This window comes from Marinobacter sp. DUT-3 (genome assembly GCF_050379435.1).
In the GTDB taxonomy this organism is placed as follows: domain Bacteria; phylum Pseudomonadota; class Gammaproteobacteria; order Pseudomonadales; family Oleiphilaceae; genus Marinobacter.
In genome coordinates this window covers 61885-77363 of the sequence record NZ_JBNRMG010000003.1, presented here as the reverse complement: position 1 = coordinate 77363, position 15479 = coordinate 61885, and the positions used below count along the sequence as shown (strand labels likewise).

The window sequence follows — 15479 nt, the reverse complement described above, 5'->3', positions numbered from 1 at the left end:
TTTTTTAGTGGGAATCGGTCAGCAATATGGTCTGGCCAAATCCCTGGTTTTCAAGCCTCGCCTGGGCTTTTCGGGCTTCATCCGGGGTGCTGAAGGGGCCTACCTGCACACGATGGAAACGCCCGGACACCGTATCCACCTCCCTTACCCGCATTGGGTTCTCGATAACACTTTTGACCTTGCCCAGCAGAGCTTCTGCAGGATTCCGGCTGCTAAAGGAGCCCAACTGCACAAACAGTGCCGACGCGCCGCCATCGGTTTCGGAACGCTCCGCCACTGCTTCTACCGGGACCGCCTCCCCGCCGCCAGAGTATGGCCGGCCAGCCAGCGTCATGGTACCGTCTTTCCTGACCGTAATGGCGGCCACTTCAACCCGGGCAGTGCCTTTTCCCTGATAGCCGAGCTTCTTCGCCGCTGCATAAGACAAGTCAATCAGCCGATCGCCATGAAATGGCCCCCGATCATTCACACGGACAATCACCGAACGACCGTTGTCCAGGTTGGTCACCCGGGCGTAGCCAGGAATTCTCAGGCTTTTATGGGCCGCTGACATTTCATACATATCAAAAACCTCGCCATTGGAGGTTTTATGGCCATGGAACTTTTCGCCGTACCAACTGGCAATGCCCCGCTCGACGTATCCGTCATTACTGGCCATAACACTGTATTGCTTGCCCCACACCGTGTAGGAGGATTTGTTGCCCGCAGAGCGGGGCGCCTCGTATCGCGGCGTTGCGTCCCCAAGATCTGACACATCAAAGTTGCCAGCGGGTGCGCGATCCTGTGAAATGGTGTACCGGGAGGAATGATCCTTCTCCGGTGCGGGTGAAGATGCACAGCCTGACAACACCAGCGCCGCAGCGATCAGGAACGGCAACGAAAACGGAAAATTGATCACCACTGGTCAGGATTCCTGTGTTTGTCCAGTTCATCAGCCAGCTGCTTGACCGCCAGGGCGTACAGATGACTGTGATTGTAGCGGGTTATCACGTAAAAGTTATGGTATGTCAGCCATAACTCCGGTCCTTTGGCCCCCTGTAACAGGATCGCCCGGGCAGCTGCACCCCCTTCCACCTCTTGCCTGGGTTCCAGTCCCGCATCGCGATAATCACTGACCGTCAGCCGCGGCTTGAGTTCCCGCGTCAACAGCGGGGAACCCTCTGGCAGGTCACTTTCCAGGCGCTCTGCAACCGGCTCACCTTCGCGCCAGTGGTGCTTGCTGAAATAATTGGCGACACTGCCGATGGCGTCCACCGGGTTGGTCAGAATGTCTGCAATACCGTCATCATCAAAGTCGATGGCAAAGTTGCGATAACTGCTGGAAATAAACTGTCCATAGCCCATGGCGCCGGCATAGGAGCCTTTGACGGCAAGGGGATCAAACCCCTGCTCCCGCGTCATCAGCAGGTATTGAACCAGCTCACTGCGGAAAAAACGGCTGCGGGGAGGATAGTCGAAGGCCAGGGTCGCCAGCGCGTCCATGACACGGTAGTTTCCGGTGTAGTTGCCGTACCAGGTTTCCACGCCGATAATGGCCGCAATGATCGTAGCGGGCACACCGAACCGGGATTCCGCCCGGGCGAAGACCTCTTCATACTCCTCAAGAAACGCCAGGCCACGCTTGATCCTGTCCGGCTTGAGAAAAATTTGCCGGTACTCCCCCCAGGTCAGAGTCTTCTCTGCCGGACGGCTGATGGATTCGAGAATTTTATCGATGCGCGTTGCGTCGGCCAGCAGGGATTCTACCCTGACCTGGTCAAAACCATACTTCGCAACCATCTCCTCGATCAGCTGCCGGCCTTCCGGCGTGGCCTCGTACCCCCCTGCATGGGCGAAAGAAGCGAGCACCCCGAACAGGACAGGTACGAGGCGGATAAAACCTGGAAAACGGACAGCTGTCATTACTTACCTGTGAGTTAATGGCCGAAAAGCAATTCCGGGATCCCGGCACACCGGACCCCGCTTCTTCGCCAGCTTGCTGAAAACCGGGGCTACATTACCATGGAGCGCAAGCGGCGGACCATTACCCGCCGTCCATGGTCAGGCGCTGATCATTCGTCGGTGAGTGTGGATCGACATCAACACACCAAAGGCAGCCATCAGGGTGACACTCGAGGTCCCGCCATAGCTGACCAGTGGCAGCGGAACGCCCACCACCGGTAACAGCCCGCTGACCATCCCCACGTTAACGAAGATGTAGATAAAAAATGTCATGGTCAGTGCTCCGGCGAGCAGCCGACTGAATGAGTCCTGGGCTGTAGCCGCTATGTAAAGGCACCGAAGTATAATCAACAGATAGACAGCCATCAGCACCAGCATGCCGATGAAACCGAATTCCTCAGCCAACACCGCAACGATAAAATCGGTGTGGCTTTCCGGCAGGAACTCAAGATGGGACTGGGTACCCTGCAGCCAGCCCTTACCGTCAACCCCACCGGAGCCAATCGCGGTTTTCGACTGGATGATGTTCCAGCCCGCGCCGAGTGGATCGCTTTGTGGATCCAGCAGGGTCAGCACCCGCTGCTTCTGGTAATCACGCATGACAAAGAACCACATCAGTGGCGCGGCCACCGAGACCATCGCTACAAACGCTGCGATCAGGCGCCAGCTCATACCGGCAAAAAACACCACAAACAGCCCCGCGGTACCCACCAGCAGCGAGGTCCCCAGATCCGGCTGGAGAATGATCATGGCCATCGGCGCCAATACAATCAACAGGGAAACCCCCACTCGCGACAACGACGGCGGCAGGAAATGACGCGACAGGTACCAGGCCGCCATCATCGGCACCACAAGCTTCATCAGTTCCGAGGGCTGGAAACGAGGCAGCCCCGGAATAGCCAGCCAACGCTGCGCCCCCTTGGCACCAACCCCCGCCAGCAGGACCGCAACCAGGCCCGCAAGGCCAGCCAGGTACAACCAGGGGGCCCACCGCCGGAATACGGCCGGGTCCAGCTGGGCAAATACCAGCATGACCACAAGGGCGATGCCCATGCGAATCCCCTGGGCCTTGACGACTTCGATGTTGCGGTCGGCACCGCTGTACAGGACCACCAGCCCCCCGCCAATCAGGAGCAAAAGCAGGGCCAGCAGGATAGGGTCAATATGAAACGCAGACCACAGGCTTCGCGGTCTGGACAGCGGGTGATGCGACGACTGCAGGCCTTTACCCAGCATCATTCAGTTACCTCGTCGGTGGTGCCCGTCACCAGCGCCTTACCTTCCTCGGGGAATCCAAGCAGCCAGGCATCAAACATGGCTCTTGCCACTGGTGCGGCGGTACCACTGCCGCTACCGCCATTCTCGACGATCACCGCAACGGCGATCTCGGGATCATCAACCGGGGCAAAACCCACAAACAGGGCGTGATCACGCAGACGCTCACGGACGTCTTCTTCCTCGTACTCTTCATCTTCAGCCAGACTGAACACCTGTGCTGTCCCGGTCTTGCCCGCCATGCGATACGGCGCGCCCCGTGCGGCTCCACGGGCAGTACCCTTGGTTCCGTGCATGACCTCCGCCATGGCATCAACCACGAACTCCCAGTCGTCTGCATTCTTTAGCGTCAGAGGGTCATGAGCCCCCTGGGGGAGGAACTCATCGGCGGAGCGATCTCCCTTGATGCTTTTCAGCAGTCTCGGTTCCACCCAGCGGCCACGGTTCGCAATCAGCGAAGTCGCTGTCGCCAGTTGCAACGGAGTCGCCAGCATAAACCCCTGACCAATCCCCATGTTGACCGAATCCCCCGGATACCAGGGCTCGTTCTTCACCGCCCGCTTCCAGTCACGGGATGGCAACAGGCCACTCAACGCACCGGAGACATCCAGAGTCGCGTCTTCGCCAAATCCGAAGTGGGCAAGGTATTCGTACATGGTGTCCACGCCCATCTCAACGGCGATCTCATAAAAGTAGATATCGCAGGACTCCGCCACAGCATCGGTCAGGTCGACCCAGCCATGACCTGAACGCTTCCAGTCACGGTAGCGACGCCCGCCGGAGTTCAGTTGGAAATAACCGGGATCCCAGATGGTTTTGTCCCGCGTGGTTGCACCACTGTCCAGGGCCGCCACCGCCAGCATGGGCTTCAGGGTGGACCCCGGAGGGTATTGTCCGCGCAATGCACGGTTGAACAGCGGCTTGTCGATATCAGTGCTCAGGGCCCGGTAGTTCGCCACACTGATGCCGGTTACAAACTGATTGGCATCAAACCCGGGGACACTGGCAAGAGCCAGCAGGCCGCCGGTATCCGGTTCAATCGCAACAATGGCGCCTCGCCGGCCGTCCAATAATTCGTGGGCCAGGCGCTGTAGTCGGAGATCAAGATGCAACTGGATATCTTCTCCCGGGACCGGGTTCTGTCGCTCCAGTACCCTCAGCGTTCGTCCCCGGGCGTTGGTCTCCACATGCTGGTAGCCCACGTGACCATGCAGCAGCGCCTCATAGAATCGCTCAATGCCGGATTTACCGATGTAGTTGGTGCCAGCGTAATTAACCGGATCAATACGCTGCAGCTCCTCCCGGTTGATCCGACCCACAAAACCCAGGGCGTGGGCGGTCAGCTCACTGTGGGGATAGTACCGGACAAGTTCCGCAGACACTTCCACGCCTGGCAACTCATGGCGATGAACCGCAAGGCTGGCAATTTCCTCTTCATTAAGGTCGTAGCGCAGGGGGAGTGGCTGAAACGGTCGACGGGGTTCCCGCAGGCGACGCTGAAATCGCTCCACGTCCTCTTCGGAAATATCGAGAAGCGCTTCGAGCTTGGCCAGCGTTTCTTCCATACCGTCAACACGCTCAGGCACCAGGGTCACGCCGAACACCGGGCGGTTCTCGGCGAGCAACTCATCATTGCGGTCATAGACCAGACCACGGGGAGGGGCAACCGACTGGACCTGGACCCGGTTCTTGTCGGAGAGGGTGGTGTACACGTCATGCTCAACGATCTGGAGCTGGTACATCCTGGCTACAAGTAGCCCCAACATAACAAACACGACGCATACCATGACCAGCGTACGTCGCTGGAACAGGCGCCGCTCGGCGGCTACGTCTTTGAATTCTCCCCAGGGCATGATGCGTCCTACGCCCGATGATACGGATGGTTGCGGGTGATTGACCAGGCACGATACAACTGCTCAGCCAACAGGATTCTCACCAGAGGGTGCGGGAGCGTCAGGGGCGACAGGGACCAGAGCTGGTCTGCCCGCTGTCGACAGGTTTCAGCAAGCCCATCCGGACCACCGACCAGGAAGCTGACGTCACGCCCGTCCTGCTGCCAGTTTTCCAGCTGGCTGGCGAGCTTTTCCGTTGACCAGGGGCGGCCGCCCACTTCCAGAGCGACCACGCGATCCCTGGGCCCTGCGGCAGCGAGGATCGCATCGCTTTCCTTTTGCATCAGCCGGGCAATGTCCGGATTCTTGCCGCGATGGGCCATGGGAATCTCTACCAGTTCCAATGGCAGCTCCGGCGGCATTCGGCGGGCGTAATCAGTGTATCCCTGGCTGACCCAGTCGGGCATTTTCTGCCCCACGCAGATCAGGCGCAATCGCATGGTTATTCGCTACCCGCAACACCCAGATCCGGAGCATCGCGCCAAAGGCGCTCAAGATCGTAGAATTCGCGGGTGGCTGGCATCATCACATGCACAACAACATCCCCCAGATCCACGAGAATCCAGTCGCTGACGTTGCTGCCTTCCACATTACTGGCGCGAACTCCCTGCTCTTTCGCTTCCGCAATCACGGAATCCGCCAGTGATTTCAAATGACGATTGGATGTTCCCGAAGCCAGCACCATGTAATCCGTCACGCTGGTACGATCCCGAACATCAATCACGCTCACATCCTGTGCCTTTACTTCACCAAGTGCACCTATCACCAGATCTTTCAGTTGCTCAGCCTGCATAATCACCCTGTTGGACGGATGGCGGCGAGGGCGGCCACCCGAAAAGTCATGTTCAAAAGCGATTGTAGCATTAAAAGTTCTCGTCAGGGCAGGCACCGTATAGCCCGAGACGGCGAATTTCCTGCCAGACCGGATCCGGCAACAAATACCGGGGCGAGCGGCCAGACAGGATTCTTTCACGGATACCGGTGGCGGAGATGTCCAGAAGGGGCGGATCCAGCTCCAGACAGTATCCGCCGGGAGCGCTGTGAAGTTGATCGGCGCTTGAGACCCCGCGTTCCTGCAGCAGTTTCGCCGGCACGCCCAGCGGTTCCAGCGCAGGCCCAGGGCGTTTCACGACAACCACATGGGCCAGTTGCGGAATCTTCTCCCACTCCCGCCAGCGATCGAATCCTGCGAACGCGTCCGTACCCACCACCATGACCAGCGGCTCATGCTCCCCCAGTTGCTCACGCAGCTGGCGCAAGGTATCAGCGGTGTAGGAAGCCCCCGACCGTGCCAACTCACGATCATCGACAACCAGCCCGGGCTCATCGGCGACCGCCAGTCGCAGCAAGTCCAGGCGCTGAGCGCTGCTGGCATCCGTCGAGCCGCGGTGCGGCGGGATATGGCATGGCACCAACGACACTTCCGACACCCCCAGGCGCTCCTTCAGCTCAATCGCGAGCCTGAGGTGACCATGATGAATGGGATCAAACGTTCCGCCGTATATGACATGCATAAGCAATCAGGTCCGGATGTGGCCGTCACCAAACACCACGTACTTCTGGGACGTCAGCCCCTCCAGCCCGACGGGCCCGCGGGCATGGATCTTGTCGGTGGAAATACCGATTTCGGCGCCCAGACCATACTCAAAGCCGTCAGCAAAACGGGTCGAAGCGTTGACCATCACCGAACTGGAGTCTACTTCGGTAATGAAGCGTCGCGCCCGGGTGTAGTTTTCCGTAATGATACTGTCGGTATGCTGCGAGCTGTATCGATTGATATGGGCAATGGCAGCTTCCAGACCATCCACCACCCTGACAGCCAGAATCGGAGCAAGGTATTCCTCTTCCCAGTCCGCCTCGGTTGCTGCAGCCATGGACGACACAATAGCGCGGGAACGCTCACAGCCCCGCAATTCGACGCCCTTGTCCACAAAAGCGTCCGCCAACAATGGCAGCATGTCTTCGGCGATCTCGGCATCCACCAGCAGGGTTTCCATGGTATTACAGGTGCCGTACCGGTGGGTTTTTGCGTTCACGGCAACGTTCAGCGCCTTTTCCGGGTCCGCATGACTGTCAATATATACGTGACAGACCCCGTCCAGGTGTTTGATCACCGGCACCCGGGCATCGCGGCTGATGCGCTCGATAAGCCCCTTGCCACCACGGGGTACGATGACATCCACATATGCAGGCATGGTAATCAGCTCACCCACGGCGGCACGATCCGTGGTCTTGATGACCTGTACCGAGGTTTCCGGCAGCCCGGCTTCAGCCAACCCCTTGGCCAGACATCGGGCAATGGCCTGGTTGGAGTGGATGGATTCGGATCCGCCACGAAGAATGGTGGCGTTTCCCGATTTCAGGCACAGACTGGCCGCTTCCACGGTTACATTGGGACGCGACTCATAAATGATGCCAATCACCCCCAACGGCACCCGCATCTTGCCAACCTGGATGCCCGATGGGCGGTATGTCATATCGGTAATCGCACCAATGGGGTCCGGTAACGAGGCGACCTGCTTCAACCCTTCAATCATGGTATCGATCCGCTGCGGGGTCAGTTCAAGGCGATCCAGCATGGCCGCATCAAGCCCGCTCTCACGCCCCTGTGACAGGTCCCGCGCATTTGCTTCCGCCAGCTCACTGCGGGCGGAATCCAGCGCCTCGGCGGTTGCCAGCAGGGCCCGGTTACGCACGGCCGTGGTCGAGCGCGCCACAACAGTAGCCGCGGAACGTGCCTGCTGACCCACTTCAGCCATGTAAGCTGCAATATCCATTCGATTACCTTCGGTGTTAATAGCTGAATTCACAAATAAGGCCCTAACTTTACCTTTCCCGTTTCAAGTACGCACCCCAAACGATTATTATACCGCTGCCGAACAGCCTGTTCGGCATTGAATGACAGACGACGGACGCAGGCTATTCAATGCTACCTGCGTTATGCTGACACAAACGGATGTCCGGGAGAGGATGGATACTATGGCCCAGATGGCCGAAAAATTCCTGTTGAGTCGCCTGTCGAGAGCCGGCTTCATTGTATTGGCTGCCATCGCCATACTCTCCGCCGTAAACGGTGACCACCTCACAGCACTTACTGCCCTGGCCGCAACGGCACTGGTGTTTACCGGTAGCGCCTTTCATCCTCATCGTTCACGCGCCCCCTGGCCAACGATTAACCGACTGGTTCTTGGTACGCTCCTGGCCTTGCTGGCCACAAGCCTGTGGGCCGGCCCGTGGAGTCTTGTGCACTGGCTGTATGCCGCCCCCCTTCTCGCTTTTGCGCTTCTGCCCCTACCCTGGGCCACGGTCACAACCCTGGTCTGTGCACTGCTGGCGATGATCGCAACCCAATGGTCCGCCGGCCTGCCGGAACGCCACCAGATGATCAGTGCCTTTCTGCTGACGATCATGCTGGCTGCAATCCTGGTGTTCCTGCGTGAGTATAAATCCCGCCAGCTGGCGCCACTGCGCCGTACCGATGAACTGACCCAGGCCGCCAGCCGCGAGTATCTGTCCGCCGACCTGCACAAGGAAATTCAGCGCAGCGAACGGGAAGGCACGGACATGTCCATCATCATGCTCGGGCTGGATACCCACCTGAGCGATACCGATCCGGATGCAGACATCCGCTCCATATTGCCCCGTATCGGACGCTACCTGCACTCGCAACTGCGGGATTTTGACACCTATTATCGTGTCGCGGACCTGCAGTTCCTGGTTATCCTGCCCGGCATTGCCACTTCCGATGCCTCCAACCGGGCCGAGGTGATTCGCAACGGGCTGCGGGCCCTGCTGGTTTCCCACGGCCTGGAATTAACCGTCAGCGCCGGCATTGCCGGCCTCAACATCGGAGACAACGCCGACAGCCTGCAGCAGTCCGCCGCCAATGCCCTGCGCCGGGCCCAGCAGCAGGGCGGCAATCGCGCCCAGTCCTACAGCACCTGGTCCCATTCTTCACCTCCCAACAGGGAAGCCGATGCGGAGGGCCCCGCGGCATGACCGAGACACGCCTGAGAACCTACACCCATCTCGCCGGTTATTGTCTGGCCACCCTGTTCATAGCCAGCCTGGCCTTCCAGAACCTTCGTTACGGATTCTATAGCCTTTTTTACCTGGCAGCGGGCATGGCGTTACTGACCCTCGCGGGGGCCGGTTACACCTTTGTGTGCCGCCGCCATCAGTTGTCTGCCCCTGGACACCTGGCGATACTGACCGCTCTGAACTGCGGGCTGATCGCCGCCATGTACACCATGAGTACGCCGGGGATCAGCCACTGGAGCATGCCCCTGATCCTTCTCAACCTGTTGATCCTGCCCCTGCGCCAGGGGCTTATTCTGTCACTACTGTTATTTATTGCCCTGGCCGCCTTTCTGCTGTTCCGGCAGCCGTTCCAGGAAACCATCACCGTGATGACCGGCGCCCTGGCACTGATCACCATCGGCGCACTTTATATCTGGCACTACAACCACATGGCCCAGTCGGCGGAAGATCTGGCCATTACCGACCCGGTCACCGGAGCCCACAACGCACGCTTTCTGGACGAAACACTGCAAAAGGAAATCAGCCGTGCCATTGCCACCGGTCATTCGCTATCGGTGGTTACACTGGCCATTGATTACGCCGACGAAGTGGAGGACCTGCATGGCAAGCCCGGCATGCAGACCCTGTTCCGGGATGTCACCCAGCATCTTTTCGGGGTCATTCGTGCCGGAGATACCCTCTATACCCTGAATGAGTCCGAATTCTTCCTGATCCTGCCCTTTACACCGGAAGAGGGCGTCAGGGTGATTGCCGAGCGCATCCGCAGAACGATTGCCGAACATAACTGGGCTATGGTCGGAAAGGCCACTGTCAGCCTGGGCTGTACCACTCGCGGGTCCGGTGACACCCGCACGGACACGCTGCGCAAACGCGCCTGCCTCGCCCTGGAGGAAGCCCGCAAACGCGGCGCGGATTCCATCTGGTTTCTGCCGGGAGACGCCGCCTGATCATGAGCGGTGACTGGCTGACCTCCCTTGCCACCTGGCTGACCTCCCATTCCGAATGGCTGGCCGTGGCGCTATTCGCAACCGCGTTCGCCGAATCCCTGGCCATTGCCGGTATACTGATCCCCGGCGTGGCCATCATTTTCGCCATCGCCGCTCTGGCCGGACAGATCGCCATGCCCCTGGGCGAGGCCCTGTTGTGGGCTGCGCTGGGCGCGATTCTCGGCGACAGCATCAGTTTCGCGCTTGGAAGACTCTGCCAGGGCAAGCTGGACCGTGTCTGGCCCCTGAGCCGTTACCCGAAAGCCATCCACAAGGGTGAGTATTTCTTTCACCGGTACGGTGGGGTCAGCGTGGTTATCGGCCGCTTCGTTGGCCCGATACGGCCCGTCATTCCCCTGGTGGCCGGGGCATTGATGATGCCGTGGCGCCGGTTCCTGCTGTTCAACCTGACCTCAGCGCTGGGCTGGGCGCCGGTCTATGTGATACCGGGCTACCTGGTGGGCAGCGCACTGGCCAGTGACATAAAACCACCCGCCCACTTTTATCCGGTCATCGCCATCAGTATGGGCGTGCTGATTGTCATCTACCTGACCGTCTTCCGCTTTCAACTCGGACTTGGATACAGCAGCCGGCTTTACCAATGGCTGGCCGGCAAAATGGAAAAGTACGACGCCACTCATCGGTTCTGGCGGCTCTATTCCAGTGAACGCCCCGCCCAGGCGGGCGAGTTCCCCCTGCCCTCTCTGTCCCTGGCGGTTACGGCGACGGCGCTGCTCCTGATCTGGAGCCAACTGGCCACCGGCACCACGCTGTTACAGCCGTTCGACACCGCCGTATCCACGTGGTTCTCGCAGTTACGACAACCACTGTTCGACCCGACCATTCTGTTCTTTACCATGACCGGCGATGCACCGGTGCTGATTGCCGCGGCGGGCTGCCTCTCTCTTGTTCTGTTGTTCCGGGGTTATTATGGCGGGGCTGTTCATATTCTCGCCGCTGCAGGGCTTACCTTCCTGCTGGTGTGGCTTCTGAAGTCCTTTACCGGGACAGCAAGGCCGGATGAGGTCCTGGCCCCTCCGTCATCGGGCGCTTTTCCCAGCGGTCATACCGCCGGCATAACGGTACTGTGCATGCTGTCAGCCAATTTTGTCGCCCGGGAAACCCGACACCGCCGCCGCTGGCGCACCTATCTGGCATTCAGCCTGCCCGTTGTACTGGTGGCTTTCAGCCGACTGTATCTTGGCGTGCACTGGTTCACGGATGTTATCGGGGGATTGTTTCTTGGGTTGGCCATTACCGGCTACATTCGCGCCAGTTACAGTCGTTATGACCGGGTACCACTGGCGCCGGATGTCTCACTGCTTGGGGCGATCGTTGCCTGGATCGCCTTCACCGCCGCCTATGTCTGGCACCAATGGCCGCAAGCCATGCTCTTCTACCGGTCGACCGGGCTCTAGACGCGTCACTCAGCCCTGCTCCAGCGCCTCAAGCAGTGACTGTAACCTGCCTAGTCGTTCTATCGGATCCTGCAATTCCACCAACCGCTGCTTTTCCTGCTTGTCCAGCGGTAACAGCTCTGTCAGACGCCACCCGACATCCCGGGCATCACTGTAGTCAACGTCCATTTCCAGATCACGAATCACGGGATGTCTAAACAGCGCTTTCAGCACGGCGGATAGTTCGGTGTAACGCTCCGGGACCTCGCAGTCAATTTCGTCCATCAGGCATTCAACGTCCCCCAGGTTCAGCCCATCAGGCTCCTGCCAGCTTCGAATAACGGAAACCTTGCCCTGGCCCTCCACCGTAATACCCAACAAGCCGTTATCCAGCTGCTGAAAATCAATGATCCGCACATAAGTACCGATATCGTAAAAGGCTGCCTCTTTGGCTGTTTCCAGGCCTTCTCGAAGCATCACGATGACAAAGCCCCGGTCCTCCTTGAGGCATCGGGTCAGCATATCGATATAACGCGGCTCGAACAGCTGCAGGGGAATCCGCCCCTTGGGCAGGACGATGGAGTTGAGCGGAAACAGGGGTACATTCATCTGGGGCCGGTCACCTGTCAGTCGAATCCGAATTAACCATTACATAACCTCAGTGAATTGACAGCAGCCTGTGAACCTCGTCCACCCTGGCGCGCGCTTCTGTCAGCAGCTGCAAGCTACGGGAAGCATTCAATTCAAGTTCACCCAGCCTGCGGTAGGCTGGTACCTCGTCAAACCGGGGAAGGTTCGCATTCTGACTGGAACCGATCATTGAGTGCAACTGAGCGACGATCACCACGTCTACCAGCTGCGGCTCCGGTTGGCGGCTTTCATACCCCCAGTCCTCGGCGTGACGCACGGCCTCGACAAAAGGCGCGGGGAACGACCAGCTCTCCAGCATGGCGGTGCCGATATCCGCCCTCAGCTCGGCGATAGCGTGGCTCAGGTTGGCCGGATCCGCAAACAGGTTGACGTGATGCTCCGCCTGCACCAATACCGGAACCACCCCGATATCGTGTAGCAGCCCCGCCAGCAAAGCTTCCTCGGGATTGAGCCGGGTAGCACCGTCCGCCAGCACCCAACACAGGGCCGCCACTTCCCGGGAGTGACGCCAGAGCCGGTCCATTTCCTTCTGCAGAGCCGCCTGGCGAGTCTTGAACACCTCCCGCATGGCAAAGACCGTAACCAGCTGACGGGTAGTGCGCATGCCAAGGCGCACTACTGCCTCCCGAACATTGCGGACATCGGTGAACCCACGGTACAGGGGACTATTGCTCGCCCGCACCAGTTTGGCGGCCATGGCGGGATCCGCGGATATCGCCTGCGCCACCTGCTCTGCGTTGGAATCTTCCCGCTCAACAAGCCGCCGCACCTTCCAGGCCACATCCGGCACGCTCGGCACACTCAACTGATTGGAACGCAGTTCGGAATAGAACTCCATCAGCAGGTGATGTTCCTCGCTTTCACCGCTCTCGGATCCCGCTGAGGATTCGATCTCGACCTGCTGAACCGGTGCCGAGCGCAGCAACTGATTAAGGATTTCCTGCTCCACCGCCAGAAATTCACAGGCCTGGGTCGCCGTCACATCGTAAATTCTCGGTTGCAAACGTGCGATGGGATTGAGCGCCTTGTCACTGTCGGCCTCAATGGTCGACTTGCGGCCATCCGCCGACTCCAGCTCAACCGCCCCCTCCACCAGGAACAGGTCCATCCCATCCCGGACACCCCGTTCGACCACTCGTTGCCCGGCCCCGTGTACACGCCTTTCGGCGCGGCTGGCAAGTACAACCAACTGTTCATCGGTCAGCCGGTTAAGAGGCTGAAACTGCTTGAGACGACGCAGTGACAGGCTTTCTCTGACCGCCATAGACACTCTCCCCTTCCACGTTGACTCGCCCGTCGCCTCAGGCGACGTTTCGCCCCTACTGTTACTCATTGTAAACACGGACCCGCAAAACAACCATGCGATCAGGGTCGAATCTGGTATCCTCTGTGTTCCCAAACCCCGTCACAGGCAACAATAGAGAGACCAGAACCCCATGCCTCAGTATCGTTCGCGGACATCCACCGCAGGCCGTAACATGGCCGGTGCCCGTGCGCTCTGGCGCGCCACCGGCATGAAAAACGAAGATTTCGGCAAGCCCATCATTGCGGTTGCCAACTCATTTACCCAGTTTGTGCCGGGGCATGTTCACCTCAAGGATCTGGGCCAACTGGTTTGCCGTGAAATCGAAGCCGCGGGCGGCGTTGCCAAGGAATTCAATACCATCGCCGTGGACGACGGCATCGCCATGGGGCATGACGGCATGCTGTACTCGCTGCCGTCCCGGGAAATCATTGCCGATTCCGTGGAATACATGGTCAACGCACACTGTGCTGACGCCCTGGTTTGCATCTCCAACTGCGACAAGATCACACCCGGCATGCTGATGGCCGCCATGCGGCTGAATATCCCCACCATTTTTGTCTCCGGCGGCCCCATGGAAGCCGGTAAAACCAAACTGTCCGAGCATAAACTGGATCTGGTGGATGCCATGGTCATCGCTGCGGACCCCAACGCGGATGACGAAACAGTCGCTGAATACGAGCGCAGTGCCTGCCCTACCTGCGGATCCTGCTCTGGCATGTTCACGGCCAACTCCATGAACTGTCTGACCGAAGCCATCGGCCTGGCACTCCCGGGCAACGGGTCGATGCTGGCCACCCACGCCGACCGTGAACAGCTGTTCCTCAACGCCGGTCGCCAGATTGTAGAGAACGCGCGGCGCTATTACGAAGAAGACGACGCCAGCGTGTTGCCCCTGAGCATCGCCTCCATGGCCGCCTTTGAGAACGCCATGGTGATGGACATCGCCATGGGTGGCTCCACCAATACCATCCTGCACCTGCTGGCGGCGGCTCAGGAAGGCGGCGTTCCGTTCACACTGAACGAAATCGATCAGCTCTCCCGCCGGGTACCGCAGCTTTGCAAGGTGGCGCCCAACTCACCCAAATACCACATGGAAGACGTCCACCGCGCTGGCGGGATTATGGGCATCCTCGGTGAGCTTGAACGTGGCGGACTGATCAACACCGACCTGCCGACGGTGCATAGCAAAACCATGCGCGAAGCCCTGGAAACCTGGGACATCATGCGCAAGCCGCCCGCGGAAGTGGTGGAATTCTACAAGGCCGGGCCCGCTGGCATTCCCACCCAGACCGCGTTCAGCCAGAACACCCGCTGGCCGTCACTGGACGGTGACCGGGAGAGCGGCTGCATCCGCTCCGTTGAGCACGCCTACTCGTCTGAGGGCGGCCTCGCGGTTCTGTACGGCAACATTGCCATGGATGGTTGCGTGGTCAAAACCGCCGGGGTGGATGAAAGTATCTATGTCTTTGAAGGCAAGGCCCGGGTTTTCGAAAGCCAGGACTCCGCCGTGGCCGGCATCCTCAGCGACGAGGTCAAGCCCCACGAAGTCGTGATCATCCGTTACGAGGGCCCCCGTGGTGGTCCCGGCATGCAGGAAATGCTCTACCCTACCAGCTACCTGAAATCGAAAGGCCTGGGCAAGGAATGCGCCCTGCTGACCGATGGTCGTTTCTCTGGTGGCACTTCCGGCCTGTCCATCGGTCACGCCTCGCCAGAAGCAGCGGCGGGCGGCGCCATTGGCCTGATTGAAAATGGCGACCTCATCCGCATTGATATCCCGAACCGGAGCATCAACGTGGAAATTGACCAACGGGAACTGGATCGCCGGCGCGCTGAGCGCGACGACAAGGGCTGGAAACCCGAGCTCCCCCGTGACCGCAAGGTTTCTGCGGCACTGAAAGCCTATGCCCTGCTGGCCACCAGTGCCGACAAAGGCGCCGTCCGGGATCTCGACAAGCTCGACTAAGCCACGGCTGGCCCACAAAAAAGC

General features: G+C 59.5%; 14 protein-coding genes. 4 read left to right on the top strand and 10 right to left on the bottom strand.

The genetic code is table 11. The annotated features are described in order from the left end of the window. Positions 1 to 4: 4 nt before the first annotated feature. The 8 genes from ACQUWM_RS05675 to ACQUWM_RS05640 all read right to left on the bottom strand — a co-directional run bounded on the left by ACQUWM_RS05675 (position 5) and on the right by ACQUWM_RS05640 (position 7885). Positions 5 to 898 carry a septal ring lytic transglycosylase RlpA family protein gene (locus ACQUWM_RS05675; protein ID WP_428921810.1) on the bottom strand — a complete coding sequence of 298 codons (894 nt, stop codon included), beginning with the start codon at positions 896 to 898 and terminating at the stop codon, positions 5 to 7. Further along, positions 895 to 1902 (bottom strand): lytic murein transglycosylase B, encoded by a 1008-nt coding sequence (gene mltB, locus ACQUWM_RS05670; RefSeq protein WP_428921488.1) that lies wholly within the window; start codon positions 1900 to 1902, stop codon positions 895 to 897. The genes ACQUWM_RS05675 and mltB overlap by 4 nt, the downstream gene beginning before the upstream one ends. Before the next feature lie 138 nt (positions 1903 to 2040). Further along, positions 2041 to 3177, bottom strand: coding sequence for a rod shape-determining protein RodA (rodA, locus tag ACQUWM_RS05665; RefSeq protein WP_428921809.1), 1137 nt, complete (start codon positions 3175 to 3177; stop codon positions 2041 to 2043). Beyond that, positions 3177 to 5069, bottom strand: a complete 1893-nt coding sequence (gene mrdA, locus ACQUWM_RS05660) for a penicillin-binding protein 2 (RefSeq protein WP_428921487.1) — start codon at positions 5067 to 5069, stop codon at positions 3177 to 3179. Before mrdA ends, rodA begins: the two co-directional genes overlap by 1 nt. A gap of 8 nt (positions 5070 to 5077) precedes the next feature. Then, positions 5078 to 5548 carry a 23S rRNA (pseudouridine(1915)-N(3))-methyltransferase RlmH gene (rlmH, locus tag ACQUWM_RS05655; protein WP_428921486.1) on the bottom strand — a complete coding sequence of 157 codons (471 nt, stop codon included), beginning with the start codon at positions 5546 to 5548 and terminating at the stop codon, positions 5078 to 5080. Positions 5549 to 5550: 2 nt separating this feature from the next. Beyond that, entirely contained in the window at positions 5551 to 5901 is a 351-nt protein-coding gene (rsfS, locus tag ACQUWM_RS05650; protein WP_406999988.1) for a ribosome silencing factor, read from the bottom strand. A gap of 70 nt (positions 5902 to 5971) precedes the next feature. Next, positions 5972 to 6622: a nicotinate-nucleotide adenylyltransferase gene (gene nadD, locus ACQUWM_RS05645; RefSeq protein ID WP_428921485.1), complete on the bottom strand. Its 651-nt coding sequence runs from the start codon at positions 6620 to 6622 to the stop codon at positions 5972 to 5974. Between the two features lie 6 nt (positions 6623 to 6628). After that, positions 6629 to 7885, bottom strand: coding sequence for a glutamate-5-semialdehyde dehydrogenase (locus ACQUWM_RS05640; RefSeq protein WP_406999992.1), 1257 nt, complete (start codon positions 7883 to 7885; stop codon positions 6629 to 6631). Between the two features lie 202 nt (positions 7886 to 8087). Here ACQUWM_RS05640 and ACQUWM_RS05635 point away from each other — a divergent pair, with 202 nt between their 5' ends. The 3 genes from ACQUWM_RS05635 to ACQUWM_RS05625 are packed head-to-tail and all read left to right on the top strand — an operon-like array spanning position 8088 to position 11553. Then, a complete protein-coding gene (locus tag ACQUWM_RS05635; protein ID WP_428921484.1) occupies positions 8088 to 9107 on the top strand; it encodes a GGDEF domain-containing protein in 1020 nt (339 codons plus the stop codon). Beyond that, positions 9104 to 10096 carry a GGDEF domain-containing protein gene (locus ACQUWM_RS05630; RefSeq protein ID WP_428921483.1) on the top strand — a complete coding sequence of 331 codons (993 nt, stop codon included), beginning with the start codon at positions 9104 to 9106 and terminating at the stop codon, positions 10094 to 10096. The genes ACQUWM_RS05635 and ACQUWM_RS05630 overlap by 4 nt, the downstream gene beginning before the upstream one ends. Before the next feature lie 2 nt (positions 10097 to 10098). After that, positions 10099 to 11553 carry a bifunctional DedA family/phosphatase PAP2 family protein gene (locus tag ACQUWM_RS05625; RefSeq protein WP_428921482.1) on the top strand — a complete coding sequence of 485 codons (1455 nt, stop codon included), beginning with the start codon at positions 10099 to 10101 and terminating at the stop codon, positions 11551 to 11553. Between the two features lie 9 nt (positions 11554 to 11562). Here the strand turns inward: ACQUWM_RS05625 and ACQUWM_RS05620 are convergent, their stop codons facing one another. Then, positions 11563 to 12141 (bottom strand): LON peptidase substrate-binding domain-containing protein, encoded by a 579-nt coding sequence (locus tag ACQUWM_RS05620; protein WP_428921481.1) that lies wholly within the window; start codon positions 12139 to 12141, stop codon positions 11563 to 11565. Positions 12142 to 12190: 49 nt separating this feature from the next. Then, positions 12191 to 13447, bottom strand: a complete 1257-nt coding sequence (locus ACQUWM_RS05615; protein ID WP_428921480.1) for an HDOD domain-containing protein — start codon at positions 13445 to 13447, stop codon at positions 12191 to 12193. A gap of 172 nt (positions 13448 to 13619) precedes the next feature. Here ACQUWM_RS05615 and ilvD point away from each other — a divergent pair, with 172 nt between their 5' ends. Continuing rightward, positions 13620 to 15455: a dihydroxy-acid dehydratase gene (gene ilvD / locus ACQUWM_RS05610; protein WP_407000003.1), complete on the top strand. Its 1836-nt coding sequence runs from the start codon at positions 13620 to 13622 to the stop codon at positions 15453 to 15455. The last annotated feature ends 24 nt before the right edge of the window (positions 15456 to 15479 follow it).